Origin of the sequence: Xenorhabdus sp. PB61.4, assembly GCF_963894935.1 — a bacterium.
Lineage (GTDB): Bacteria > Pseudomonadota > Gammaproteobacteria > Enterobacterales > Enterobacteriaceae > Xenorhabdus > Xenorhabdus stockiae.
Map to the genome: position 1 here is coordinate 1 of NZ_CAWQJR010000166.1, position 26,119 is coordinate 26,119.

23 protein-coding genes are annotated in these 26,119 nt (G+C 44.1%); 11 read left to right on the forward strand and 12 right to left on the reverse strand.

The window, feature by feature from the left end:
* Positions 1-714: 714 nt before the first annotated feature.
* From leuA to mutH, 4 genes are all read left to right on the forward strand, one after another.
* Positions 715-2,292: a 2-isopropylmalate synthase gene (gene leuA / locus AACX68_RS12185; RefSeq protein WP_228859312.1), complete on the forward strand. Its 1,578-nt coding sequence runs from the start codon at positions 715-717 to the stop codon at positions 2,290-2,292.
* 2 nt (positions 2,293-2,294) lie between these two features.
* On the forward strand, positions 2,295-3,431 hold the full coding sequence (gene leuB / locus AACX68_RS12190) for a 3-isopropylmalate dehydrogenase (protein WP_228859313.1): 1,137 nt from the start codon (positions 2,295-2,297) through the stop codon (positions 3,429-3,431).
* Positions 3,432-3,613: 182 nt separating this feature from the next.
* Positions 3,614-5,275, forward strand: coding sequence for an HTH-type transcriptional regulator SgrR (gene sgrR / locus AACX68_RS12195; RefSeq protein ID WP_228859314.1), 1,662 nt, complete (start codon positions 3,614-3,616; stop codon positions 5,273-5,275).
* Positions 5,276-5,864: 589 nt separating this feature from the next.
* Positions 5,865-6,554, forward strand: coding sequence for a DNA mismatch repair endonuclease MutH (mutH, locus tag AACX68_RS12200; RefSeq protein ID WP_228859315.1), 690 nt, complete (start codon positions 5,865-5,867; stop codon positions 6,552-6,554).
* Between the two features lie 100 nt (positions 6,555-6,654).
* On the opposite strand, the gene def is transcribed toward mutH, so the two are convergent.
* Both def and AACX68_RS12210 read right to left on the reverse strand, forming a co-directional pair.
* Positions 6,655-7,161, reverse strand: coding sequence for a peptide deformylase (gene def / locus AACX68_RS12205; RefSeq protein ID WP_228859316.1), 507 nt, complete (start codon positions 7,159-7,161; stop codon positions 6,655-6,657).
* A gap of 47 nt (positions 7,162-7,208) precedes the next feature.
* The gene (locus AACX68_RS12210) at positions 7,209-7,763 is read right to left on the reverse strand and encodes a TetR/AcrR family transcriptional regulator (RefSeq protein ID WP_228859317.1); all 555 of its coding nucleotides are present in this window, start codon (positions 7,761-7,763) and stop codon (positions 7,209-7,211) included.
* A gap of 121 nt (positions 7,764-7,884) precedes the next feature.
* Here AACX68_RS12210 and AACX68_RS12215 point away from each other — a divergent pair, with 121 nt between their 5' ends.
* The 3 genes from AACX68_RS12215 to AACX68_RS12225 are packed head-to-tail and all read left to right on the forward strand — an operon-like array spanning position 7,885 to position 10,701.
* Positions 7,885-9,108 carry an MFS transporter gene (locus tag AACX68_RS12215; protein WP_228859318.1) on the forward strand — a complete coding sequence of 408 codons (1,224 nt, stop codon included), beginning with the start codon at positions 7,885-7,887 and terminating at the stop codon, positions 9,106-9,108.
* Between the two features lies 1 nt (position 9,109).
* On the forward strand, positions 9,110-9,322 hold the full coding sequence (locus AACX68_RS12220; protein ID WP_228859319.1) for a hypothetical protein: 213 nt from the start codon (positions 9,110-9,112) through the stop codon (positions 9,320-9,322).
* On the forward strand, positions 9,319-10,701 hold the full coding sequence (locus AACX68_RS12225) for an amidase (RefSeq protein ID WP_228859320.1): 1,383 nt from the start codon (positions 9,319-9,321) through the stop codon (positions 10,699-10,701). The genes AACX68_RS12220 and AACX68_RS12225 overlap by 4 nt, the downstream gene beginning before the upstream one ends.
* 57 nt (positions 10,702-10,758) lie before the next feature.
* Here AACX68_RS12225 and AACX68_RS12230 read toward each other — a convergent pair whose 3' ends face one another.
* Positions 10,759-11,913: a trans-sulfuration enzyme family protein gene (locus AACX68_RS12230; protein ID WP_228859321.1), complete on the reverse strand. Its 1,155-nt coding sequence runs from the start codon at positions 11,911-11,913 to the stop codon at positions 10,759-10,761.
* A gap of 20 nt (positions 11,914-11,933) precedes the next feature.
* The gene (locus AACX68_RS12235; protein WP_228859322.1) at positions 11,934-13,304 is read right to left on the reverse strand and encodes a pyridoxal-phosphate dependent enzyme; all 1,371 of its coding nucleotides are present in this window, start codon (positions 13,302-13,304) and stop codon (positions 11,934-11,936) included.
* Between the two features lie 415 nt (positions 13,305-13,719).
* Between AACX68_RS12235 and AACX68_RS12240 the strand changes: the two genes are divergently transcribed.
* Positions 13,720-14,655 (forward strand): lipase family protein, encoded by a 936-nt coding sequence (locus AACX68_RS12240; RefSeq protein ID WP_228859323.1) that lies wholly within the window; start codon positions 13,720-13,722, stop codon positions 14,653-14,655.
* A 53-nt stretch (positions 14,656-14,708) separates the two neighbouring features.
* The gene (locus AACX68_RS12245) at positions 14,709-15,200 is read left to right on the forward strand and encodes a membrane-associated Zn-dependent protease 1 (RefSeq protein WP_228859324.1); all 492 of its coding nucleotides are present in this window, start codon (positions 14,709-14,711) and stop codon (positions 15,198-15,200) included.
* Between the two features lie 159 nt (positions 15,201-15,359).
* Here the strand turns inward: AACX68_RS12245 and AACX68_RS12250 are convergent, their stop codons facing one another.
* The 4 genes from AACX68_RS12250 to galE form a co-directional block, all read right to left on the reverse strand.
* The gene (locus AACX68_RS12250) at positions 15,360-16,052 is read right to left on the reverse strand and encodes an O-methyltransferase (protein ID WP_228859325.1); all 693 of its coding nucleotides are present in this window, start codon (positions 16,050-16,052) and stop codon (positions 15,360-15,362) included.
* Between the two features lie 90 nt (positions 16,053-16,142).
* Entirely contained in the window at positions 16,143-17,306 is a 1,164-nt protein-coding gene (gene galK, locus AACX68_RS12255; RefSeq protein WP_228859326.1) for a galactokinase, read from the reverse strand.
* A 27-nt stretch (positions 17,307-17,333) separates the two neighbouring features.
* The gene (locus AACX68_RS12260) at positions 17,334-18,395 is read right to left on the reverse strand and encodes a UDP-glucose--hexose-1-phosphate uridylyltransferase (protein WP_228859327.1); all 1,062 of its coding nucleotides are present in this window, start codon (positions 18,393-18,395) and stop codon (positions 17,334-17,336) included.
* Positions 18,396-18,523: 128 nt separating this feature from the next.
* On the reverse strand, positions 18,524-19,543 hold the full coding sequence (galE, locus tag AACX68_RS12265; RefSeq protein ID WP_228859328.1) for a UDP-glucose 4-epimerase GalE: 1,020 nt from the start codon (positions 19,541-19,543) through the stop codon (positions 18,524-18,526).
* Positions 19,544-19,857: 314 nt separating this feature from the next.
* On the opposite strand from galE, the gene AACX68_RS12270 reads away from it, so the two are divergent.
* Entirely contained in the window at positions 19,858-20,598 is a 741-nt protein-coding gene (locus AACX68_RS12270) for a 4'-phosphopantetheinyl transferase family protein (RefSeq protein ID WP_228859329.1), read from the forward strand.
* Between the two features lie 116 nt (positions 20,599-20,714).
* On the opposite strand, the gene AACX68_RS12275 is transcribed toward AACX68_RS12270, so the two are convergent.
* Positions 20,715-21,296: a LeuD/DmdB family oxidoreductase small subunit gene (locus AACX68_RS12275; RefSeq protein WP_228859330.1), complete on the reverse strand. Its 582-nt coding sequence runs from the start codon at positions 21,294-21,296 to the stop codon at positions 20,715-20,717.
* Positions 21,293-22,591 (reverse strand): 3-isopropylmalate dehydratase large subunit, encoded by a 1,299-nt coding sequence (locus AACX68_RS12280; protein ID WP_339389335.1) that lies wholly within the window; start codon positions 22,589-22,591, stop codon positions 21,293-21,295. The genes AACX68_RS12275 and AACX68_RS12280 overlap by 4 nt, the downstream gene beginning before the upstream one ends.
* A 222-nt stretch (positions 22,592-22,813) precedes the next feature.
* Here AACX68_RS12280 and AACX68_RS12285 point away from each other — a divergent pair, with 222 nt between their 5' ends.
* On the forward strand, positions 22,814-23,725 hold the full coding sequence (locus AACX68_RS12285; RefSeq protein ID WP_228859332.1) for a LysR family transcriptional regulator: 912 nt from the start codon (positions 22,814-22,816) through the stop codon (positions 23,723-23,725).
* On the opposite strand, the gene AACX68_RS12290 is transcribed toward AACX68_RS12285, so the two are convergent.
* Both AACX68_RS12290 and AACX68_RS12295 read right to left on the reverse strand, forming a co-directional pair.
* Positions 23,657-24,271, reverse strand: a complete 615-nt coding sequence (locus AACX68_RS12290; protein ID WP_228859333.1) for a DUF3156 family protein — start codon at positions 24,269-24,271, stop codon at positions 23,657-23,659. The genes AACX68_RS12285 and AACX68_RS12290 overlap by 69 nt on opposite strands.
* Positions 24,246-25,739 carry an APC family permease gene (locus AACX68_RS12295; protein WP_228859334.1) on the reverse strand — a complete coding sequence of 498 codons (1,494 nt, stop codon included), beginning with the start codon at positions 25,737-25,739 and terminating at the stop codon, positions 24,246-24,248. The genes AACX68_RS12290 and AACX68_RS12295 overlap by 26 nt, the downstream gene beginning before the upstream one ends.
* Between the last annotated feature and the right edge of the window lie 380 nt (positions 25,740-26,119).

Consider the following 26,119-nt stretch of genomic DNA (forward strand, 5'->3'; position numbering starts at 1 on the left):
ATTAAAAATAATCAAAAATAAATTATTAACCCATAATTCTGAATTAGAATAATCCTTATAAATTTATTTATATAAACTTTTCAATCGGATTAAATTGTTATGTTAACTATGGCTGGTTATTTTCCAGCGCACAGAAGCACAGTTTATTCATATGATGAATAAATGCTTTTCGTTAATATATTTATAATTAATATAGTTATTGATTAGTAATCCAAGAACACCATAGTGAGTATTCATTCTATCCCTGTCCCGTTAATAAACATCTTTATAACATTATAAGCATTATATTTATTATCCATTAGGGCCGGATTTTACTTCATATATAGATGTGAAAAATAGATAAAAACATCGTTAAAAATGTAAAAAATAGTCACTCCGGCTATGAAAAGGTCAAAAAAAAACCTATTAATGCACATTATTCATTCCCGGCCTAAATTTGTACTGCTTGACAATGTTTTTCAGATGACGTATCAATAATTATATCGAAACGGTAATACTCAATTAACAGATTTTCAAAGGTTGACTTACATGATTCACAATATTCGTCTACTAAGCCTACTACTAAACGCCTTTAATGTGCGCGGTATGCTGGTAGATTGAATTCAGAGTTAATCTTTACCAGAGATAAAAACCCGCGCTAACGCGGGTTTTTTTATACCTGCTCGGCGCCCTAAAAAAACTAAAACATGACAACCCATTGACAGGAGCACAACTATGAGCCAGCAAGTTATTATTTTCGATACCACATTGCGAGATGGTGAACAGGCGTTACAGGCCAGTCTGAGTGTCAAAGAAAAACTGCAAATCGCTTATGCACTGGAAAGGCTGGGCGTTGATATTATTGAAGCGGGTTTCCCCGTTTCTTCCCCCGGCGATTTTGAATCAGTCCGGACTATCGCCCGCGAGATCAAAAACAGCCGTATCTGTGCCCTGTCCCGTTGTGTTGATAATGATATCGATGTTTCGGCAGAAGCTCTGAGTGTTGCAGAAGCTTTCCGCCTGCATATGGTATTGGCTACTTCCAACCTGCATGTTGAACATAAATTAAAAAAAGGGTTTGATGATATCGTCGAAATGGCGGTTCGCTCTATTAAACGCGCGCGCAGGTATACCGATGATGTGGAATTCTCCTGTGAAGATGCAGGACGCTCAGATATCGATAACTTGTGCCGCATCGTCGAGCAGGCCATAAAAGCAGGCGCAACGACCATCAATATTCCTGATACCGTCGGTTATACAACTCCCTACCAATTTGGCGGTATTATTAAAACCTTATTTAATCGCGTACCTAATATTGATAAGGCAATTATTTCTGTCCATTGCCATGACGATTTGGGGATGTCAGTCGCTAACTCCATTACTGCCGTTCAGGCGGGTGCCAGACAAGTTGAAGGAACCATTAACGGTCTGGGTGAACGAGCCGGAAACTGTTCACTGGAAGAAGTGATTATGGCGATAAAAACCCGCCAGCAAATGTTGGGGGTTCATACCAATATTAACCATAAAGAAATTTATCGTACCAGCCAGTTAGTCAGTCAAATTTGTAATACTCCAATTCCGGCCCATAAAGCGGTTGTGGGCAGCAATGCTTTCGCCCATTCATCCGGCATTCATCAGGATGGTGTTCTGAAAAACCGTGAAACCTACGAAATCATGACACCGGATTCCATCGGCCTGAAAGATACCCAACTGAATCTGACTTCCCGCTCTGGCCGCTCTGCCGTAAAACATCGCATGACTGAAATGGGCTATCAGGAGAAAGATTATGATCTGGATGCCCTGTATGAAGCCTTCCTGAAACTGGCTGATAAAAAAGGTCAGGTCTTCGATTACGATCTGGAAGCGCTGGTGTTCATTAATCAGCAACAGCAGGAAGACGAGCACTATCGTCTGGATTATTTCAGTATTCAGTCCGGAACCAGCATAGTATCAACAGCAACAGTGCGTCTGGCCTGCGGTGAAGAAATTAAATCTGAAGCAGCAACCGGAAACGGGACTGTCGATGCTATCTATCATGCTATGAACAGGATTACGGGCTATCCGATAAAATTACTTTCCTATCAATTATCCGGCAAAGGACATGGGAAGAACGCACTTGGTCAGGTCAATATTATCGTAGAGTGCTTTGGTCGCCGTTTTCATGGCGTGGGGTTAGAGACAGATGTGATTGAGTCTTCTGCTAAAGCAATGATCCACGCGCTGAACAATATCTGGCAGGCAGAACAGGTCAAAAAAGAAAAACAACGCATACAAGACAATATTTCCAAAAGTACAACAAAGGAAACTAAATAACAATGTCTACCCACTCTATAGCAAAACAACAGGAACCTGTTCACGATAATCCGGCTCATTATCATATTGCGGTGTTGCCCGGTGACGGTATTGGCCCGGAAGTCATGAAGCAAGCCTATAAAGTACTGGATGCTATTCGTCGTCGTTTTTCTATTCGCATCACAACCAGTGAATATGATGTTGGAGGGATTGCCATTGATAGGCATGGTTGTCCTTTACCTGAAGCCACTGTGGCTGGTTGTGAAAAAGCAGATGCAATTCTGTTTGGCTCTGTCGGTGGCCCTAAATGGGAGCATTTACCCCCGGCCAGCCAGCCAGAACGCGGAGCATTGTTGCCACTGCGCAAGCATTTCAAGCTATTCAGTAATCTACGTCCGGCACACTTATATACCAGCCTGGCGTCTTTTTGTCCGCTGCGTCATGATATTGCGGAAAAAGGTTTCGATATTTTATGTGTCCGTGAACTGACAGGCGGGATCTATTTCGGTCAGCCCAAAGGACGGGAAGGTGAAGGAAGGTACGAACGCGCTTTCGACACGGAAGTCTACCATCGGTTTGAAATAGAAAGAATTGCCCGTATTGCTTTCGAATCGGCCCGCAAACGTCGGCATAAAGTGACTTCGATTGATAAAGCCAATGTTTTGCAAAGTTCTGTTCTGTGGCGTGAAATTGTCAGTGAAATTGCGAAAGAATATCCTGACGTTGAAATCAATCACATGTATATCGACAATGCCACGATGCAGCTCATCAAAGCACCTTCCCAGTTTGATGTACTGCTTTGCTCCAATATCTTTGGTGATATTCTGTCTGATGAATGTGCCATGATAACCGGTTCAATGGGTATGCTGCCTTCTGCCAGCCTGAATGAGAAAGGATTTGGTTTATATGAACCTGCCGGGGGTTCTGCTCCGGATATCGCAGGAAAAAATATTGCTAATCCAATCGCCCAGATCCTATCCACCGCTCTCTTGCTTCGTTACAGCATTAAACGTGATGATATTGCTGATGCCATTGAAACAGCAGTCAATGCTGCACTGGAACAGGGTTATAGAACCGCTGATTTAGCGGGTAACGGAGAGGCTATCAGCACTGATGAAATGGGTGATATTATTGCTCAAAATATCATCGGTAAAAATTAATCCAGTATAAAAGAAAATAGGCCAGTAAGTCGCCTTACTGGCTGGTAAATATACCATTACTCAAAAAATCGGGAGTCAATAAGTGATAACTTTCCACTTATAAATGACTTTAAATCTGACTTATTATCGGCTTAATATAAGGAAATAAAAATTGATGGAAAAATCAGTGGAGTTCCTCTTTTATGCCGAACCCTCGCCTGCAACAACAGTTCATTCAGTTATGGCAGCATTATCAGGGCGAAAATTCTGAAACCACACTCCAGATACTCGCTGATATCCTGCACTGTTCACGTCGCCATGTCCGTTCCCTATTAAATAATATGCAGCAAGCTGGCTGGTTACGCTGGCACGCTGAAGCCGGCAGAGGAAAACGTTCCCGGCTCCACTTTCTGCGCAGTGGACTAGAACTCCAGCAACAGCGGGCAGAAAAGCTGTTCGAACAGGAAGACATTGAGGAACTGGTTCATTTAGTCGGTGACAAAAATACCGTGCGCCAAATGGTACTATCGCAACTGGAGCGCAATTTCAGGCAAGGGAAAAGCACATTACGCATCATTTACTATCGTCCATTTCCAAATTTATTACCCGGCACAGCCCTCAGGCGTTCAGAAATTCACCTGATACGGCAAATTTTCAATGGGTTAACCCGTATAAATGAGGAAAAAGAGGAAGTGGAAGGTGATCTGGCTCATCACTGGCAGCAAATGACAGAACATCATTGGCGTTTTTATCTGCGGCCAGCCATCTATTTCCACCACGGCAGAGAATTACAGGCAAAAGATATCATCAGCTCACTGGAGCATTTAAAAAGCTTTCCGCTTTTTTCCCACATTAAAAAAATCACCTCCACTATTCCCTATACGGTAGATATCTTTCTTCATCAGCCTGACACTCGGTTTGACTTTCTGATGGGCAGCCCTCATGCCATGATCCTGCCACAAGAATGGAAAAACCTGCCCAACTTTGCTCAACGCCCAGTCGGAACCGGCCCTTATCAGGTCGTTACCAATAATAGCCATAAATTAAAAATTAAAGCATTTGATCACTATTTTGGTTTCAGGGCGCTACTTGATGAAGTGAATATCTCAATTCATCCTGAATTGACGGAAAAACTGGTTTGTACAACTCTGCATCTGGGAAACGATGGCAACAATAACAATTCATTGGATAGCCGAATGGAAGAAGGCTGTTATTTCCTGTTAAGTGATCAACGCTCGGCGAAATGTGCCAGGCAAGAAGTGCGTGATTGGCTGTGTAGTTTACTCACCCCGATTAATTTATTAGCGAACTGTGATCCTTTCTATCAGCGCCACTGGTCACCGGCTTATGGGTTATTGCTACGCTGGCATCACAGCAAGCTCCTCCCACAACGCCAGAAACCGGAAGATATTACCAGCCTGACTGTCACTTTTTATCAACAACATCATGAATACCATACTATCAGTAAAATCCTGCAAGTTATTCTGGCAAAGTATGGTGTTGAGCTGACTATCAATATTGTGGATTACGAAACATGGTTCAATGGCGATGCCGAAAGCGATGTCTGGTTAGCCACGGCCAATTTTTATAAGCCGCTGGAGTTTTCACTGTTTGCAACTCTTTACGAAATACCCTTGCTGAAAAAATGTCTTAGCAGCGATTTAAACAGCGAGGTTTCTTTATGGCGACAGGATAAGCTGAATGTTGAAGAGTGGTGTGAAAAAATCGTTGATGAACATAGGTTACATCCACTATTCCATCATTGGCTTGAATTACAGGGGCAAAGAAGTATGAGAGGGGTGAAAATGAATACTTTTGGATGGTTTGACTTTAAATCTGCATGGTTTACACCTCCGGAAGGATAATTCACAGAAAAAGCGAAAGTTATAAACAATTATAGTCTGGCAATGATAATTTTATTCACTTTTTCTGTGGATATGTATGTGAAAAAGTCAGGGGTAAGGCAGGTATAATTTTCTTTACCCCTTTCAATCGTCTGATAAGATTAAATAAATACCTATTATTTTTCATTATGTTAATGTTTATAACGTGCATTACCTCAACCTGTGCGGAATATCACAGTTTTCTATTTTTCTTACACTGCACAAATATCAACCAATGATGAATTTATCCACAGGATATGCCTTTTAGTTAAACAAAAACACACGGTTTTTGTAGAAAACCACCTTAGATAAGGCTGTAAATCAAACCAGTGATCGCAATTTTCATCACTTATCCCATAGTTCTGTGGATAACATGGTGTAAGATCCTGTTTATTATCACGGTGAATAGGTGAACAATCATAATGAGTTTATTTTTAATACGAAGAACAAGAATTAAAATATCTTGTATATCATGTCATTATCTGGTTAATCCGCATACTGATAAACTCATAATGAAATCATACAACCATTGTGTTCATTTTTTAGACAAGGCTAAATATATCTTATAATCATGCAATTCACACCACCAGCACCACCAGAAAACGAACAACAACTCTTCAAGCGAGCCCAGTCTCTGGCAGGCTTAACGTTAGGAGAACTGGCTACACAAGCCCGCATTCCCATACCGCCTAATCTGAAACGGGACAAAGGCTGGGTGGGCATGTTGCTTGAATATTATCTGGGCGCAAGTGCGGGAAGTAAGCCAGAACAAGATTTTGAGCATATTGGTGTCGAACTGAAAACAATCCCGGTAGACAGAAAAGGCACGCCGCTGGAAACCACTTTTGTCTGCGTTGCTCCTTTAACTGGCAACAGCGGCATCACATGGGAAAACTGCCATGTCAGGCGTAAGCTGTCCCGTGTTTTATGGGTGCCGGTTGAAGGGGAAAGAGAGATCCCGCTTGCTGAACGTCGTGTTGGTTCTCCGCTCCTCTGGAGCCCAAATCCGGTTGAAGAAGAGTTATTGAGATGTGATTGGGAAGAATTGATGGATCTTATCGTGTTAGGCAAAGTTGAGAGTATTACAGCCCGTCATGGTGAAGTCTTGCAATTGCGCCCAAAAGCGGCGAACAGCCGGGCATTAACGGAAGCTATCGGTGAATATGGACAGCCGATTATGACACTTCCCCGTGGTTTTTATTTAAAGAAAAGCCTTACCGCGCCATTATTAGCCCGTCACTTTTTCATAGGTTCTGATTAGTGTTGCCACTTAAACTTCACTAATTTCTGATCCCCGCTTATTCCAGTCACCATAGCGATAGTGACTGGAAAATATTAACCTATATACTTACCCTTACCCGCTAACTTACTCTGCTGCTCAAATATTTTTTCACTTTTTTTAGTGCCATTTGTCTTTTTAATGGCGATAAATAATCGATGAAAATAATACCGTGCAAATGGTCAATTTCATGCTGCATCACGATAGAAAGAAAATCGTCACTTTCCACAGTGATAGCCTGACCGTTTCGATCCAGCGCTTCTACTTTCACTTTTTCAAATCGTTCCACATCAGCATAATAACCGGGAATTGATAAGCAGCCTTCCTGATTCACAACCTTCCGTTCTTTTTCAACGATTTTAGGATTGATTAAAACCAGAGGCTGATTCCGATCTGGTGAAATATCAATAACTAATACAGATTCTCTTCTTCCTACCTGAGGTGCGGCCAGCCCAATGCCATTATCCGTGTCATACATTGTTTCCAGCATATCATCAACCAACGTTTGGATATCTTCAACATGGGCGACATCAACACATTTCTGTTTCAGTCTTTCATCAGGAATTGTGAGTATATCTAAAACAGCCATAACCATTCTCCTTTGTTCACGGAACGTTAAGAATAATATAACTCGCTTTACCTTGCTTCCAACTGTTCGAAAAATGTGTGTATCTGTTCACTTGTAGGGGGATCATTTGCAAACAGGATGCGATACATTAACGGTGCAACAACACCCGAAATAATCAAATCAACAGAAATTGGCTTTTCGCCTTTTTCCAGTGCCCGCTGACAGATTGCCTCTATTTGCTGGCGTATACATCCATCACACTTACCTGCATATTCATGGCCCGGCGTACCCAGTACATCTCTTAACATTGCCCGACCGGGTTCAGATGACATCTCTTCAAAGTATTGCTCAAGCCATGTCAGAAGATCTGTGCGAAATGAACCTGTTTCAGCAGGAGAGTGATCCGGCCGTAGCTCTTCAACCGCAACATCTGCCAGTAATTGTGACAAATCACCCCAGCGGCGATAAATAGTTGATGGTGTTACACCTGCACGGGCAGCAATCGCGGGCACAGTCAGTTCAGTACGGGAAAGTTCTTGTTGTAATTCCCGCACAGCCTGATGGACAGCCGCCTGCACGCGGGCACTACGACCACCGGGACGCGGTGCTGCTCTGTGAGTCATTTCTTTCTCTGCTCCTACTTCTTTCACTATTCACATAAACGCACTAAAGCAAAAAAATTGCGTTAGTAAGGTAATTCTTGTAGCATCATTAAAGCTAACATTTTGCTTTTATGGAGTTGTTATGTCAAATAACACACCTGATTACTGCCCACAATCTCATAAAAATCGGATGTCTTACCAGGCCGCGACTGTACTTCATGCCATCACACTAATGGCGTTCTTAGCGGCATCCAGTGCACCTACGCCACTTTATCGTATTTACCAGCATGAATGGGGATTCAGCTCAACGTTACTGACGGTAATCTTTGCCGCCTATGCACTAGCCCTGTTGCTGGCTTTATTGATAGCAGGGCGTTTATCAGATCATATAGGGCGACGACCGGTGATCAGTTTAGCCTTATTGTTACAAATCATATCAATGAGTACTTTTTTACTGGCCTCGGATCCCGCATGGCTGGTAGGTGCACGCATTATACAAGGGTTGGCAACCGGCTTGGCGACGGCTTCTGTAGGAGCTGCTCTGTTGGATATGAACAGAGAACGCGGAGCGCTGATTAACAGTATTGCACCGATGCTCGGTATGGCTGCCGGAGCATTAGGCAGTACCACATTGCTTGTATTTGCTTCCGGCCCACTCCACACCATATATATCTTATTACTGATTGTGTTTTTGGTGGTATTCATTCTTACCCAACTGGCTCCTGAAACTGTACAACGTCGTTCGGGAGCATGGGAAAGCCTGCGCCCTCGCATTATGGTGCCCGTACAGGCCCGCAGTGCGTTACGGGCAATCACCCCGGCCAATTTTGCTGTGTGGATGATCGGTGGATTCTACTTATCCCTCATGCCATCACTGATTGTTACAACAACTCATACAACATCACCGTGGATGGGAGGTCTTTCAGTCGCAGCATTAACGCTCAGTGGTGCGGTTGCAATCATCGCCGCACGTAAACTGACCTCTTTTATGACCCTGTTATCAGGTGAACTCGCTTTAGCAACAGGGTTATTACTGATCCTACTGGCTGCAAATCGGGAATATGTCATGCTATTGCTGACAGGCTCAGTTATCACTGGGTTCGGATTTGGCGCAACCTTTCTTGGTGCGATACGAACCGTATTACCACTGGCTGAACCTCATGAAAGAGGCGGTCTGATGGGCGCTTTTTATATTGAAAGTTACCTTGCCAACAGTGTTCCTACAGTTGCTATCGGTTATCTTGCACATCAGTCAGGTTTGCTGGTTGCGGTCAATGTCTACGGAGCAGTAATCATAGCTCTGGTTTTACTGGCTATTCTACTGACAATATTGAATAAAAATATCTCAATACCGTTAAGGAAATAATATGAATGTAACAGTACCTGATCCTTTATCTGCGGAAGAAACACAAAAACTGGCAGCCAGTGTCGGCCTGATACTGGATGCAGAACGCTCGCAATATATTGCAGGAGCACTGCATCATATCCGTACGGCAATCGCCCGATTAGATGAACTGCCGATGGATGATGCTGATCTTCCGGCACCGACTTTCAATGCCGGAGAGGAAAGAAAAATATGATCGACCTGAAAAACCTGACTATTTCTCAAGCCAGTCAAGCGATTGCTGCACAGACATTATCTCCGGTAGAACTGGTTGATGCCGCCCTTGCCAATATAGAAATAGCAGAGCCAGAAATTAATGCTTTTGTCTCTGTCTGGGCGGAAGAAGCACGGGAACAGGCCAAACAAGCAGAACGTGAAATCAGTCAGGGAAAATATCGCGGGCCGTTACATGGGGTTCCTCTGGCATTAAAAGATCTGTTCGATGTCGCCGGTAAGCCGACTACAGCCAGCTCTAAAGTGCGGGCAGAACATATCGCCCAGTCCAACAGTGCGGTAACTGATGCTTTGCATCGTGCGGGAGCCATCTTACTGGGGAAAACTCATACTCACGAATTCGCATTTGGTGTCATTACTCCACAAACACGTAATCCTCTTGATACTCGTCGTATCGTTGGCGGCTCCAGTGGTGGCTCTGCTGCTGCGGTAGCCTACGGTGGGGTATTGGCAGCAATGGGAACAGATACCGGCGGTTCTATCAGAATACCAGCAGCACTGTGCGGAATTGTCGGCTTTAAACCGACTTATGGATTAGTTTCCTGTTATGGTGTTACGCCACTGGCATGGTCACTGGATCATGCCGGGCCAATGACCCGAACAGTTGAAGATGCCGGATTAATATTACAGGCATTAACGGGCTTTGATGAACGTGACCCGACAAGCCGTCAGGCACTGAATACAAATTATACGGATTTCTCTAAACAGGAAATTAAAGGCTTACGGATTGGCATCCCACAAAACTATTATTTTGATCAGGTTGCTGAATCAGTGATAGCGGCAGTAAAACAGACCGCAGAATGCCTTAAACAGCAGGGAGCCGAAATCAGGATAGTCAACATACCTCTGGCTGATTACCTAATGCCAACCCAATGGGGCATCACAGCGGCTGAAGCGGCTTCAATACATTCCCGTACTTTACGTAAGTCTGCATCACTGTATGGGGATGATGTGAGGACTTTCTTTGAAACAGGACAGTTATTACCTGCCGGAGATTATCTGAAAGCCCAACGAGCCAGACGGATGATATGCCAGCAATGGAATGCGTTATTTAATGATATCGATATCTTACTCACGCCCACAGTCCCTGAGACAGCAGCGTTCGTCGGGCAGGAATCGTTTATCTGGTCTGACAATTCTGAGGAAAACGTCACAAATGCCTATCTTCGTCTATGCATTCCGGCCAATATCACGGGGCTACCGGCCTTAACACTGCCTGTAGCGAAGGATAAACAAGACCTGCCTATCGGTATCCAATTGATTGGCCGGGCAATGGATGATGCAACAGTACTACGAGTAGGCCATGCTATAGAAATGGCTGGCAAAGCTGAATCTGTATAGAAATAAAAAACACAAAAAATGCCAACCCGAAAACCGGGCTGGCATTTTATTTCAGATTTACAGATTTGCTGCGCTAAGAGCCTGCGATAAATCGGCAATCAAATCATCCACATTCTCAACACCCACTGAAAGACGGATCAATTGCGGTGTAATGCCTGCCGCTAAACGTTTTTCCAATGGAATAGATGCATGAGTCATGGTAAATGGCTGACCAACCAGACTTTCCACGCCACCCAGACTTTCTGCCAGTGTGAATAGTTTCAGTGCTTTTATCATCCGATGAGTCGCATCATCATCCCCTTTCAGCACAATAGAAATCATGCCACCGGCCCCTTTCATCTGACGCTTCGCCAGCTCATGCTGAGGATGGGAATCAAGACCGGGATAAAAGACTTTTTCTATTTGTGGCTGCTGTTCCAGCCAGTGGGCAATTTTTTCTGCATTGCTGATATGTCTTTCCATACGCAGTGATAGTGTCCGTATACCACGCAAGACAAGGAAACTACTGAAAGGGTCAAGGATCCCGCCAATTGAATTTTGCAGGAAAGCAAGCTGCTCGGCCAATTCAGCATTGTTTCCCACTACCGCAAGGCCGGCAACAACATCGGAATGACCATTCAGGTATTTAGTTGCAGAGTGAACAACAATATCAAACCCTAAATCCAGTGGGCGCTGGATATAAGGAGAAGCAAACGTATTATCCGCAACACTGATAATCTTATGGTGTTGTGCTATCTGAGCAATGGCGGCCAAATCTGCCAGTTTAAGCAATGGATTGGTTGGCGTTTCCACCCAAATCATTTTTGTATCAGGCTGGATAGCCGCTTCCAGTGCCGCAGTATCTCCCGCTTCGACATAGGTGACACGCAATCCGGCAGTCCGGCGACGCACTTTTTCCAGTAATCGGTAAGTACCGCCATACAGATCATCCACAGCAACGATGTGGCTGTCTTTATCCAGTAATTCCAGAATCGTCGAACTGGCTGCTAAACCCGAGCCAAATGCATAACCCCGGCTGCCATTTTCCAGTTCAGCAATCGCCCGCTCCAGAGCATCACGCGTGGGGTTGCCACTACGGGAATATTCGTATCCCGTATGCTGACCCGGTGCAGGTTGCGCATAAGTGGATGTGGCATAGATTGCAGGCATTACAGCCCCTGTATGGTCAGGGACATAGCCGGCGTGAACGCTTTTAGTATCAAATTTAGTCATTAAGTTATTCCTGAAATAGGTTAATTGAGTTGTTGACGCCATGCGTTCAGCACATCAGTACGGGTAACAAGGCCAATAAAGTGTTTATTGTCATCAACAATCAGCGCCACATGACCCGCATCAAAGGTTGCAACCAGTTGCTCCAGTGGTGCATTTTTATGGAGAGTCTTAACCTGACTGGTCATGGCCTGACTGACTGATAAAGAGAAATTATGAGAATCAGCCTGAATGGCATTCATCAAATCCCACTCATCAATAATGCCGACAATCTGGTCATTATCGAGTACAGGGAGTTGCGAAATGTCATACAACCGCATTCGCCCATGTGCAATCTGTAGGGTATCCTGTGGAGAAACAAAAACTGTCGCGCCATCCCGGTAGCGATATGTCACGTAATCACTTAAATCATTTTCTTTCTGTTGTGAACGCAGCCCTTGTTCCAGTAGCCAGTAGTCATTAAACATTTTGGATAAATATTTATTGCCACTATCACAAGCCAGAGTCACCACACGCTTTGGTGTTTTCTGTGCCCGGCAATAGCGTAAAGCCGCAGACAATAACGTACCTGAAGATGAACCAACAAGAACACCCTCCTGTAAAAGTAGCTCCCTTGCACAGGAAAATGCTTCGGCATCGCTGATCCGGTAAGCATGACTAATATTAGAAAAATCCCCCAGCGGTGGGATAAAATCCTCGCCGATCCCTTCAACGAACCAGCTTCCTGCTTCATCGTAATGGCCGTATTCAACATAATCAGCAAGAATAGAGCCTTTAGGATCAGCAAGAATAAATCGGGTATCGGGAGAAACTTCGCGGAAATACTGGCTTAAGCCGCCAAGTGTTCCGCCTGAACCCACACCAACAACAACAGCATCTACATCATGTTCCATCTGCTGCCATATTTCAGGGCCGGTCGTTGTCATATGAGCCAGTGAATTAGATGAATTATTAAACTGATCAATATAATACGCGCCACTGATTTCCTTCGACAGACGCAACGCATAATCCTGATAATATTCCGGATGCCCCTTACCCACATCAGAACGGGTCAGACGGACATCCGTTCCCAATGCTCTCAGGTGATATATTTTTTCCCTGCTCATCTTATCCGGTACAACCAGTATCAGCTTATAACCTTTCATGGCAGCAACCAGTGCCAACCCGATACCGGTATTACCAGCCGTTGCTTCAATGATGGTGCCACCGGGTTTCAGTAGCCCCTGTTTTTCTGCCTGTTCAATCATTGAGAGTGCAACTCTGTCTTTAATAGAACCGCCCGGATTCTGATTCTCCAGCTTAATGAAGAGTTGGCATGGGCCAGTATCCAGATGGGTCAGTTCCAGCAACGGTGTATTCCCGATCAATTCCAGAACCGAACGTGGTGCAGACATATTAGCCTCTTAATATTCAGTAATATTTGAAAGTAAGACTTATAGATCCGTGAAGAATAACGCCGTTAGATAACAGATTAAAAAGAACAAATCAAAACTACATATAACTAAAAGTAATTAATTAATTCGATATTGAACAATAGCAAGTACTTTCTAATACCGACTCTTAACTGAACTGCTATATCAATGACTCAAATTCTCAGAAATTCTGACAGGATGATATACGCTTAAATTATCCTTTCTTTATTTTTTATGCTAATAAAATTTGATATTGCAGTACAACAAGAATGACAGATACACACAGTCAATAATAATATACCCGCTGGATTTCCAGTTGCGCCTCGGCGGAAGAAAAGGGACGACACAACGAAAAGGCCACCTGAAAGACAAGCGGTATCAAGAGGAGTTAATAATAATGTATAACAACATGTTAACCAAAGAAGCTCAACAGGCATCATTGATACTGTATGCAGCAGAGATGAACAGTCAGTATTACAATAATCCGACTCCCCCCGCAGACCCGCGTTTAGCAGAAGATGGCTGGGATCTGGTAGCCTATATTAGTGGTAATGATCTCTCTTTTTCCGTAAACCCCAAAAGTAATCAGCAATTTTTAATTATGCTGCCTAACCATGTTTGTTATGGATATATTGCTAAGAATAAAAAAACGCCGGCAGAGTATGTCATTGTTATCAGGGGTACCGACAGCTCCAATCTGTTTGAAGCATTACATGATATCGTACCTGTTTTCACCTCGCCGTGGGCTGATACTCCTCAACAAAAAGTCAGTATGGGGTTCTATAGTATTTATAATTCACTGAAACTGACTATTGTTGAGCCTGAATCTAAAGATAGTTACAGCCATCTCAGATTTCCCAATGCTGTTGCTCAATTCATCGGTATCAATACTGCATATACTATATTGGGTCATAGCCTTGGCGCAGTCATTGCAACCTATCTTATGAGAGATATTCCCCTGCTTGGCGATAAACACAAAGCAAGCCTGTTTGCCAGCCCAAAAGCCGGTAACCATGAATTTGTTAGCTATATCGATAACCATTTTGCAAACTATGAAACATTCAGATATGAAAATGATCTGGTGCCTCATCTGCCTCCCGACATTCCATTCATACTGGAGTATGAATCCCTTTCAAAATCAACGATCCTTAAAGCATCGGATGGCCTCAATATCACTGACAGTCTGAGATGTAACCATTATTTAACCAGCTATATCGCCCTGCTGGATCCTGAACAGTTCAAAAGACTGCTCAATGAACCTCAGGACGCAGACTCTGAAGATGTAAAAAAAACAGCAAAGTGTGTATCTCTGACACCGTCATCCAATCAGTAATATGGGCAATCCACTGAGCCGGAATACAATCATTCAGTAAAAGAGGAGAGATAATGAAACGGGGAAGTTACTCATACAGAATGTTATTGATATTAATGATAAGTAGCTTTTTCAGCCCGGTACTGCGGGCACAAGGAGAAGCTCATCTGTTATTCCATATGGGATTGGGAGCAAAAGGACAATTCTTCGTCGGGGGTACAATGCAAAATCAGGGAGATGAGCCTGTGGCTGGTGGATATCTGGCCATTTTACCCCTTAATACAACCTGCGACCCGCAATCACTCATTGTCTATTCATTTGATTCACTGGCACCGGGAGAAAAAAAGGAATTCCGTATTCCTGTGGATGCCCCATTCAGTAGCTACCATCTGGCTGGTTTCGGGGCCTATGATGATATGGGATTTTCACTTCCGACTGTAGATGAAACGGCGAAAGTGATTAAAGATCGTGAGTCAAATGAACGCAAGGCATGCCAGTCAGCAAGAGAAGCCAAAGTAATTAATGAACCAAATAAAGAGGATAAAATCCATAAAATCCGGAGTTGAAAAAATGCCAGCGACCAATGAATTTCAGGTTGCCTCTTTAATACAGCCTGAAAGACGACAGGTACAATTCTCGGTAGATCTCTGGCTGAAATACGCCTGACGGTGCCACCAGCAGGGATCTACCAAAGGGAATATCACAAAGGTTTTACCCTGCCAGAATTAATTCACATCATCATTTATCCGTAACAATGCAAATCCATCCCAGCCTTTTTCCCCCACCGTCTGCAAAGCAGTTACGGTGATTTCCGGACGATTAAGTATCTTATCCAGTGTCTGATGAATACCTTCAGCGAACTCATCACGCTGATCATGGATAACTGCACCGCCACGAACGACATTATCCATAATGATAATACTGCCCGGACGCCCCAGTTTAATTGCCCAATCGAGATAAATCTGGCTACTCCGTTTATCAGCATCAATAAAAATCAGATCAAAAGGTGCTCTTTCAGTCAGTGTTGGTAAAGTCTCATTGGCATCTCCCTCGATAACTTCAATCTTATGAGTAAGTTGAGCTAATTCGATATTACGCCGTGCAATCTGTACCATTTTCGGATTTTTTTCCAGCGTGATGAGTAAACCATCATCGGGTAATGCTTTGGCCATATATTGAGCACTATAGCCACCTAACGTGCCGATTTCGAGAATGCGTTTTGCTCCGCTGATCTGAACCATCATCATCAAAAACTGCCCTTGCAGTGCGGAAACATCAATGGCAGGCAATCCCTGACTGGCGTTATATTCAAGGGTTTGTTCGAGATGAGATGCAGGATGTAACAGGCTCTTCTTTAGATAACTATCAACTGATGACCATTGTTGTTGTAATTCTTCGTATTGCAGATTGCTACTCAAGACAACACTCCTCTTTATAAATAAGACAAATGTTTACTTATGCTCAGATTCAATATGAATATAAATTAACCAAAAATAAAAGCCAGCCATTTATTCCTGATTCATCAATTGGCTTGCTCCCCTGCTTGCCTGACAAATATAAATAGACGCTTGCAGGCCAGTTTTTATCTGGTATTCACTTTCGATGGCCTGCCTCACATCGCTCACCAAATCAGAGGGAAGCAATACAACGATACAACCGCCAAAACCACCTCCCGTCATGCGGGCGCCTCCCTGCTCTCCGATAACATTTTTGACAATCTCCACCAGCACATCGATTTCATGGACAGTAATTTCAAAATCGTCACGCATGGAGCGGTGAGATTCAGCCATAAGCTGGCTGAGGCTGGATAAGTCTCCTGACTTTAAAGCAGCAACAGCAGCCTGAGTCCGGCCATTTTCAGTAATAACATGGCGTGCACGTTTGGCAAGCAGAGCATCCAATTGTTTCTGCTTCGCATTGAAATAATGAATGGAGACATCCCGCAATGCCCGGACACCGAGAATTCGGGCAGCTTCTTCGCACTGCTGACGCCGTATATTGTATTCGCTGTCTACAAGACCGCGCTGTCGATTGGAATTAATAATCATCACAGTGATATTTTCCGGCATCGGAACAGCCTGTATTTCAAGGGCGCGGCAATCAATCAGCAAAGCGTGACCTTCTTCGCCGCAGGCTGAAATAAGTTGATCCATAACGCCGGATTGACAGTCGACAAATTGATTTTCAGCCTGCTGTCCATTAATGGCAATCAATTTCTGATTAATGCCGAGCTGATAAAGTACGTTGATGGTCAGGCCGATAACCACTTCCAGCGATGCCGAAGAGCTGAGACCGGCTCCCTGTGGAATATTCCCGCTTATTGCGATATCCATTCCACCAAATGAGTAGCCATGTTGGATCAACATTACCACCACACCGCGGATATAATTCGCCCACATTTTATCCTGATGAAAAAGGATCGGCTGAGAGAGATCGAACTCATCACGATCATTACTGTAATCAACAGCAATCACCCGGATCAACGTATCATCGCGTTTGGCGGCAGCAGCTACCGTCTGGTAATCAATCGCACAGGGTAAGACAAACCCCTCGTTATAGTCGGTATGTTCGCCAATTAAATTCACCCGTCCGGGAGCCTGAAAAAAATGAGTCGGTGAAGAGTGAAAAACTACATTAAAAGATTCAGTGACTTTTTGAATTAGCGCTTTCATCACCGTGCTTCCTCATAAAATGCTTTATCAGAGACTACAGCTCCTGAAATGAATATCACTGACATCCCGTAGCCGTTGTGCAGCCTGTTCAGGTGTCAGATCACGCTGGGATTCAGCCAGCATCTCATAACCCACCAAAAATTTACGGACAGTTGCTGAACGCAATAATGGCGGATAAAACAAAGCATGTAACTGCCAGTGCTTAATATCGGTCTGCTTATTAGTAAAGAAAGGAGCGAAATGCCAGCCCATAGAATAGGAAAAGGAGCATTGGAACAGGTTATCGTATCGGCTGGTCAGTTTTTTCAGCGCAACAGCCAGATCATCACGCTGCTCTTTCGTCAGTTCATTCATACGCCGGACAGGGCTTTTCGGCAATAACATTGTTTCAAACGGCCACACCGCCCAATAGGGCACAACAGCCAGCCAGTATTCGGTATCTACTACAGTACGCACACCATTTTTCTGTTCAGCTCTGGCATAATCCAGCAATAAATTAGATCCATGCTGAACATAATATTGCCTCAGTAACTCATCTTTGCGAGTCAGCTCATTAGGCAGAAAATCACTGGCCCAGATTTGTCCGTGTGGATGAGGCTGGGAACACCCCATCATTTCCCCTTTATTCTCAAATACCTGAACCCAGATATAGCGTTGTCCAAGCTCTTCTATGTGGCTGTTCCAGACATCAATAATACGGCAGATATTGGTCAGAGATAATTCAGCAAAGGTTTTACTGTGGTTTGGTGAAAAGCAGATAACGCGGCAGGTTCCTCTTGCCGGTTTGCTTATAAACAGAGGATCGTCAGCAGTGGCAATAGCAGGAGTTTCCGGCAATAAGGCTGAATAATCGTTCTGAAATACATAGATATCCTGATAATCAGGATTGATATCCCCTGAGGCACGCGTGTTATTCGGGCATAGAGCACACTGTTTATCGTAGCCCGGAGATACAGGATGCTGTAATGGTTTCTCTACCTCAACCCACGGTCGTTTCAGCCGATGTGGTGAGATGATTACCCACTGCCCTGTTAAAGGGTTATAGCGCCTGTGTGGATAATCAGCCTGATTAAATTGCATTTTTGACATAACCTAAATGCTCATTCAGGTGCCAATCCCTGTACTCATGAACGGTACATGAATCGATGGGCATAAATACCTTTATGCCCGTTGTAGCTACTATGTCGGTGTGATGCGATTAAAGCGCCAGCTGCGTATTATCCTGCTTTATAACCATTAGGGTTTTGGGACTGCCAGCGCCATGCATCTTCGGTCATTTCCACGATAGTGCGGCTTGCTTTCCAGCCCAGTTCGCGCTCAGCTTTTTCAGGACTTGACCAGCATTCTGCAATATCGCCCGGGCGACGTGGGCAAATTTCATAAGGAACCGGTTTACCACATGCCTGACCGAATGCGGCCACCATATCCAGTACGCTTGTACCTGTTCCTGTTCCCAGGTTATAGATATGCAGGCCAGATTTTTTACCGACTGCATTCAGTGCCGCAATATGACCATCAGCCAGATCCATCACATGGATATAATCGCGGATGCCTGTTCCATCCGGAGTAGGATAATCATCGCCATAAACAGACAGTTTCTCTCGACGGCCTACCGCTACCTGAGCAATATATGGCATTAAATTATTAGGAATGCCCTGAGGATCTTCTCCCATCGTACCTGATGGATGTGCTCCTACCGGATTGAAATAACGCAATAATACGACTGACCAGTCACTTTCAGCATGATGGAAATCAGACAGGCAACGCTCAACCATATATTTACTTGTACCGTAAGGATTGGTGGTATTACCTACCGCAGACTGTTCAGTAATGGGAACAATTTCAGGATCGCCATATACCGTTGCCGATGAGCTGAAAATAATGCTTTTTATGCCTGCTTTGTGCATGCTGCGCACTAACACTAATGTACCGTTGACATTATTATCATAATATTCAAGGGGTTTTTCGACTGATTCGCCAACCGCTTTCAGACCGGCAAAGTGGATAACGGATGCTATAGAGTGACGGGAAAAAACAGAATCAAGGAAAGCTTCATCACGGATATCTCCCTGATAAAACAACGGCCTGATACCCGTCAGCGCTTCAATGCGGGCCAGAACTTCCTGACTGGCATTACACAGGTTATCGACAATAATCGGCGTCATCCCTGCTTCAATCATCTGGACGCAGGTATGGCTACCAATATATCCCATTCCACCTGTCACTAATATTTCCACATTTACCTCTTTTTTAAATTGGACTGAATCAAACAGTTATTCAACCAATAAGATACACCCTGTTTTCAGATCCCTGTTCTTATTGGTCGAAACACAGTATAAAAAGAGTTAACGATTTAGTGAACTAAAACTAAATGTGGCAAAATTGGCTATACACTTCGTCTTTCAAGTTGCCTCTTTGTTGGCTGCGCTCGCTCACCCCAGTCACATAGTTATCTATGCTCCCGGGGATTCTCTCTCTTGCCGCCGCGATGCATATTGAAATCCATTGTGTATAAAGACAATTTATTAACATTTCCGATGAACAATCAATAATGAAAGAAATTACTTTTACCCCTGTACAGACAACTGCCATCAATGACCCCTTTTTCACTGCGATACAAAAGGGCTTACTATCAGGGCATCCAGATATCCAGATTATGTTGGCTTATTTCACTCAAGGCAGCTATCGGGATGATCTATTTACTGAATATGGTGTTACCTATCCTGAACGATTACGAAATGCTGTCACTAAACGTCGGGCGGAATATCTGGCTGCCCGTTACTGTGCCTGTAATATATTAAATAACATGGGATATCCTGAATTTCAGGTGGAATCAGCACAGGATCGCTCCCCTATCTGGCCTGAAAGAATTTGTGGCTCAATCTCTCACTCAACCAACTGTGCTGTTGTTTTCGCGGCTTCAAGTGATAAATATCAATGGGTAGGGATTGATATCGAAAAAGAGATAAAGCAGGAAACTATTGATAGCGTTTCAGCCAGCATTATCAATGAAACTGAGAAAGCATTACTGGCAAAATCTCCGCTTACTTTTATTCAGGCATTCACACTCGCTTTTTCCATTAAAGAAAGTCTTTATAAAGCGCTTTACCCTCATGTGAAGCAATTTTTTGATTTCCATGCAGCAGAAATTGTGGAGATTGACTGCACTCATCACACTGTGACCATAAAATTGCTGAAAACACTCACTGATGATTATCAGGCCGGTTCTCTGTTTCACGGGAATTTTGTTCTGATGCCGCAGCGACAGTTACTAACCTATATCGTTGGATGAGGAAAACCCGAAACAAATATGCCAGCAGATTATAAGCTGGCATATTTTCTGGATTTCCAGTTGCATCACAGCGGCAAAGGAGCAACAAAGAGGCAACTTGAAAGACGGCGGGTATATTATTTTATTCGGCCCGTTGCCCGCGCATAAGAGAACAGCCCACCAGCAGCAACAATATTAGCCAGTTCCCCGACAGGATCGGTCGGGTATTTTTCACCGCTTTTCAGTATTGTTACTGTCTGATTTTCAATATCGATCTCAATGCTGTCACCGGTAACTAAGCTGTCGCACAAGCGTTCTTGTGCGGCGACAGGCAATAATTCACCAGTAGAGACACAATTGCGGAAGAATATCCGGGCATAAGATTGCGCCAGAATGGCTTTTACACCCGAAGCGCCCAGCGCCACGACGGCATGTTCACGGGAAGAACCACAGCCAAAATTCTGCCCGGCAACAATAATCGGATATTTCGCCTTACCTTTTTCTTCATCAATAAAAGGCAGCGATCCTTCAGGTAATCCACACATCGCCAGTGATGCTAATTGGGCATAACCTTCAGGTGAAGAGGGGTTTACTTTGATATATTCCCCGGCCAGAATCTGGTCAGTATCAATATTATCCTCCAGAACATAAACCTGACCACGAATGATATTTTCCTTATGTTCATTTAAAACAGCATCATTCATAACGACATCACTCATAAAAATTCTCCCGGATTAGTGATCTGGCCAGTAATTGCTGCCGCAGCAACAGAGTACGGTGAAGCAAGGTAAATATTAGCGCGCTTATGCCCCATTCTTCCGACGAAATTACGGTTAGTCGTGGATATCACTGATATCGGATCATTAACGCGGCCAAAAGTATCCGGTGGGCCACCGCAGCAGGCAGCACAACCCGCTTCAGCAGAAAGTTTCACTCCCGCATCCGTTAAAATCTGATAAACGGAAACGCCCTCAATCTGAGTTGTGATGGTTTTATGGAATACTTCTTTTGTTGCTGGTACCGCATAAGTCGGAATTTTAACCTTATGGCCTTTTATAATACGGGCAGCGGCGATGAAATCTTCAATCTTGCCCCCGGTACAGGAACCGATATAGGCCTGAGAAATAGCAACATTGGCAACTTTTTCAATGGAAACCACATTATCCGGAGAATGCGGTTTGGCTATCTTCGGCTGCATATCCGACACATCAATATTTAATACACGGGTATATTGGGCATCTTCATCCGGGTAAACAATCTCAAACGGCATCTCATTCCGTTCTGCCAGATAATCAAGTGTTGCCTGATTCGGCACCATAATGCCATTTTTGGCACCGCACTCGACGACCATATTACAAATCGTCATACGCTCTTCGACAGATAATTCATCAATGACATTGCCACCGAATTCAATCGCCTGATAGGTCGCGCCATCCACTGTCAGTTCTGACAATACCGTCAGGATCATATCTTTAGCCAGAACATGCGCTGGCTTCGTGCCGGTAAAATTCACACGAATGGTGCTTGGCACTTTCAGCGGGATTTCTCCCGTCCCTATGGCATAAGCCGCATCAGTAATCCCCAACCCAATCGCGAATGTCCCGAATGCTCCGGCGGTAACAGTATGAGAATCCGTCCCCAACAACACTTCTCCGGGGCGAGTATGTCCTCCCTCCGCCAATCCGATATGACAGACACCTTTATAATTGGGGGTTCCGACATCATAAAAATACTTAACATTCTGTTCTGCGGCAAATTCACGCATTACCCGTATATTCTGGTTAGCCTGTGGGTCCGCAGAGTAAACAAAATGGTCAGGGATCATAATGAAACGGGTCGGATCCCATATCTTGGCATCCTGACCAAACTCTTTTTTAAATACGCTGGCAACGCCGGGGGCACAGGGATCATGAGACATCAGGATATCCACTTTTGCCCAAACCACTTCGCCCGGTGTGACCTGTTCACGCCCACTCGCCCGAGCGAGAATTTTTTGTGTCATAGTTTGGTTCATTTCACATTGCCCTCCAGAATATTTAGACATGCTGAAAAAGAACAGCTTGTTATTGTTATAAAATAATTACTCTTTATCGCAGCAAAATGCCACCGTTCGGCTCACTGTTTCTATTATGGAACAGTCGTTCGTTAAATGAAAAATTTCCACAGAGAATAAAGCCCTTCAGAACAGAACCTGTGATATGTTAGGGTTTTTCGGAGTAAATCATCAGGTTACTTTATGAATAATATTGAGAATCTCAGCTCAATGGTGATCTTTGCCCGTGTCGTAGAGACATTAAGTTTTACCGAAGCGGCAAAATCATTAAGGCTTTCGAAGTCTTCCGTTAGTCGTGAAATCGCACAGTTAGAAATCAGGCTCGGTACTCAGTTACTCAACCGAACCACACGCAAGATTCAGGTGACAGAAGTCGGAATGAGCTATTACCAATATTGTCAGCGTATTCTGAATGAAGCCAAAAACGCCGAACGTTTTATCCGTAATTTCCATGAAGAGCCGATGGGAAGCCTGCGCCTGATTGCACCGGTATCCTTCGGCAGTCAATGCATTGTTCCGGCCCTGAACAATTTTGTTGCCGGGAATATCCATGTCAGCGTCGATCTGGAACTGACCGACAGGATCATTAACATGGAAAAAGACCAATGTGATATCGCCATTGTGGTAGGCCGTGAAACACCAGACCATCCACTTGTGATGCCCCTGATTGATATCACCTGGGGGCTTTACGCGACTCCTGATTATCTCAGCCAGTTTCCGGCTATAGAAAGGCCGGAAGATCTTCCCCGTTATGATTATCTGCTGTTTCGCGGCCCTGCTCATACTATCTCCCTTCCGTTTCAGAAAGAGAGAAATAAGTTTGATATTGAAGTGCGCAGCCGTTTTCGCATTAATAATAGTGTAGCATTAATGAGTTCGGCGCTGGCTGGGGCGGGTATTGCTTACCTACCGGACTATATCACCCATGAATCCGTCACAGCCGGAAAACTGATCAGGCTTCTGCCCGAATGGGACATGGATATCTATCAATCCTGGATCCTGTTTAAATCAGAAGAAACGCTCTCTTCACGTGTACGGCTTTTTGCCAATACCTTGCAACATAAGCTGATGGATCAGATGCAGCGTACTGAGTAAACGATGACGCTGCTCTGAGGTTAAACGCAGGTAACGGCGGGTCGCCGGAAGCCGGCTGACAATTTCAGAAGCAGCAAAATGTTCAATTTCGCAACGCCATTTTCCTTTCCTGATTTGCAGGCTGCATGACCGAAAATCCAGCTCCTCTAACGTCTGTCGAATAACAGGATATTGCTCCAGTTGCTCAATCCATTTGAGCCCATCTTCCTGTTTTGAAAAAAATCTCACCCGCTTTTTCCGCAGGCTACCTGCCGTTTTTACCTGTATATCGGCATTCAAAGGCTGGTTTATCACACCGGAAACAGAAAAACGCGTATAAACGATGAATGCCATAAACAACTTTTTCACCCTTTCGTTGACACATACTGCCAACTGGTCTTCTGGTCTGACGATCAGTTCTCCCGGCCCCGGCCTTTCACAGTAATAGGGCTGAAGATCACGCTCCAGCCGGTTAAGTGTCAGGCCTGCCTGATAGTCGGCAGGCACGCTTTGTTGATTGATTTTTTGCCAGAAAGAAGATTTAGTGGAGGCTGCGTAATGGCTCAAGTTTAATCTCCTTCAATTCAGTTTCAGAGAACGTTTTGGACAGAACGTCTTCTACCTCGACAGGTTTAAACGGATTGACTTTCTGAACAAATATTGTCCATATCAATGCATAGGTCGCTGTTAATCCAAGCATGATCAGGAAAGGAATATAAACATCCGCTTTATCCATACCCGGGGGAGTAATGTAAATAAGAGCGATGACAATTCCCACACCGGAAATAATCTGCGGTACAGGGAAAAACGGTGATTTATAGGCACGATGCAGGTCAGGACGACGGATACGTAGCAGGATGACAGAAATTGTGACTAACAGATAAGCAGTTCCCCAGGAACAAACCGCAGCCAATACCAGCGGCATAATACGGTTCAAATCGCCCTGAATAGCAAAAGCATGGATACAGGGGATCAAAACAGCCACTAAAATACCAAATACGGGTGTTTTAAATCTTGGGTGCAGGTAAGTGAAAATACGGGGTAAAGTACCGTCAAGTGCCATACCGTATAAAATACGGGGAACAGCCGCCATCAGTGTATTAATCGTTGCCGCTCCCGCCAGCAGCAAGCCAAAACCAATCCAGTATTTACCAAAATCCCCCATGACCTGCCCGGCAAAAGCCGGAATTGCCATCGGAGTTTCCAGCAACCTGACATTATTTGCTGGGTCAACAATGACGTTTTCCACCTGATGTGTCATCGCAGCGCCGTACATAAACATACAGAACGCAACACCACACAACCCGATAGCCATTGCACGTGGGATGACTTTTGCTGAATTTTTGATTTCTGGTGCCATTGGCGTCACCAGCTCACAGCCCATAAACATAAACATCGCCATACCAATCAGACTTAATATCACGGTCGGATCAGCAATATTCAGCGACTCACCAAACCAGCCATCAACTGAAGTGTGAAATGGCATAAGCAGACCACACAAACTAAAGATCACTAACGTACTCCACATGGCAAACGTCAGTACAATCTCCACTCTACTGAATGCCTCTATCCCAAACGCATTAAGTAGACCAAAGGTGATCACTAGCCCTACTCCAACCATCCAGGACGCATTATTGCTCTCCATCACAGTATTGAGGCTTTCAAAATTCACCAATGCCATAATGCCGGAAAGGATGGTTTCCGCAGTACCGGCAAAAACATGCACGATTAAATAGGCAGAAAGTGCTCCGGTTATTGCCCAGAAACGTCCCATACCACAAGAAATATAATCATATACTGAGCCGGAAGTAGGCAAAATCGCGGCAGCTTCAGCAAACGTTGTCAACTGAGCCTGCATCACAATAAAGCTGAGAAACACAGCCAGAGCAAATGTATCACCCCCTATTCCGAACCCGCTGGTGACGGTTAAAATAACCGGACTTGCCATAATCACACCAACAGAACTGGCAAGTGTCGTCGGAAAACCAACCTTACCCTTCTCAATATGTGATATTAACTTTGAGGACATATTCATTTTTCTTCCCCCTTTACCCATAAATACAGTCGGTTTGATTGTGAATTTTTTGTAAACGAAAGGTGACTGTGATTTAACTATAGGGATAAAGGGAAAAGTGTTGCCATCACTCTAAAGAACGATACCCAAAAGAGGTATCTCATGCCGTTTTTTGCCGAAAAGTACCAAAGAAAAAGATAAAAAATACCGTAACTCAAGAAATATCAGGCGATAATGAAAAAACAATCAATTAATATGTTAATAAACAAAAGGCAATATGTACAAAGTCAGTCTAAAAGCAGCTAAAACATGAAAGAATAAGTTTTAAATAATGCAATCAATCTCACATTATTAATATGTGTATTTTGTATTCATAATCAGAAAAGCCATGATGAATTCAC

Excerpts from the sequence above, each read along its gene's own strand:
- leuA (WP_228859312.1), top strand. The coding sequence starts at position 715 with ATGAGCCAGCAAGTTATTATTTTCGATACCACATTGCGAGATGGTGAA.
- AACX68_RS12295 (WP_228859334.1), bottom strand. The coding sequence starts at position 25,739 with ATGAATATGTCCTCAAAGTTAATATCACATATTGAGAAGGGTAAGGTT.
- AACX68_RS12230 (WP_228859321.1), bottom strand. The coding sequence starts at position 11,913 with ATGACTAAATTTGATACTAAAAGCGTTCACGCCGGCTATGTCCCTGAC.
- sgrR (WP_228859314.1), top strand. The coding sequence starts at position 3,614 with ATGCCGAACCCTCGCCTGCAACAACAGTTCATTCAGTTATGGCAGCAT.
- AACX68_RS12235 (WP_228859322.1), bottom strand. The coding sequence starts at position 13,304 with ATGTCTGCACCACGTTCGGTTCTGGAATTGATCGGGAATACACCGTTG.
- AACX68_RS12270 (WP_228859329.1), top strand. The coding sequence starts at position 19,858 with ATGAAAGAAATTACTTTTACCCCTGTACAGACAACTGCCATCAATGAC.
- AACX68_RS12285 (WP_228859332.1), top strand. The coding sequence starts at position 22,814 with ATGAATAATATTGAGAATCTCAGCTCAATGGTGATCTTTGCCCGTGTC.
- AACX68_RS12225 (WP_228859320.1), top strand. The coding sequence starts at position 9,319 with ATGATCGACCTGAAAAACCTGACTATTTCTCAAGCCAGTCAAGCGATT.
- AACX68_RS12275 (WP_228859330.1), bottom strand. The coding sequence starts at position 21,296 with ATGAGTGATGTCGTTATGAATGATGCTGTTTTAAATGAACATAAGGAA.
- def (WP_228859316.1), bottom strand. The coding sequence starts at position 7,161 with ATGGCTGTTTTAGATATACTCACAATTCCTGATGAAAGACTGAAACAG.
- AACX68_RS12240 (WP_228859323.1), top strand. The coding sequence starts at position 13,720 with ATGTATAACAACATGTTAACCAAAGAAGCTCAACAGGCATCATTGATA.
- AACX68_RS12215 (WP_228859318.1), top strand. The coding sequence starts at position 7,885 with ATGTCAAATAACACACCTGATTACTGCCCACAATCTCATAAAAATCGG.
- AACX68_RS12245 (WP_228859324.1), top strand. The coding sequence starts at position 14,709 with ATGAAACGGGGAAGTTACTCATACAGAATGTTATTGATATTAATGATA.
- leuB (WP_228859313.1), top strand. The coding sequence starts at position 2,295 with ATGTCTACCCACTCTATAGCAAAACAACAGGAACCTGTTCACGATAAT.
- AACX68_RS12220 (WP_228859319.1), top strand. The coding sequence starts at position 9,110 with ATGAATGTAACAGTACCTGATCCTTTATCTGCGGAAGAAACACAAAAA.
- AACX68_RS12260 (WP_228859327.1), bottom strand. The coding sequence starts at position 18,395 with ATGTCAAAAATGCAATTTAATCAGGCTGATTATCCACACAGGCGCTAT.
- galK (WP_228859326.1), bottom strand. The coding sequence starts at position 17,306 with ATGAAAGCGCTAATTCAAAAAGTCACTGAATCTTTTAATGTAGTTTTT.
- AACX68_RS12280 (WP_339389335.1), bottom strand. The coding sequence starts at position 22,591 with ATGAACCAAACTATGACACAAAAAATTCTCGCTCGGGCGAGTGGGCGT.
- mutH (WP_228859315.1), top strand. The coding sequence starts at position 5,865 with ATGCAATTCACACCACCAGCACCACCAGAAAACGAACAACAACTCTTC.
- AACX68_RS12210 (WP_228859317.1), bottom strand. The coding sequence starts at position 7,763 with ATGACTCACAGAGCAGCACCGCGTCCCGGTGGTCGTAGTGCCCGCGTG.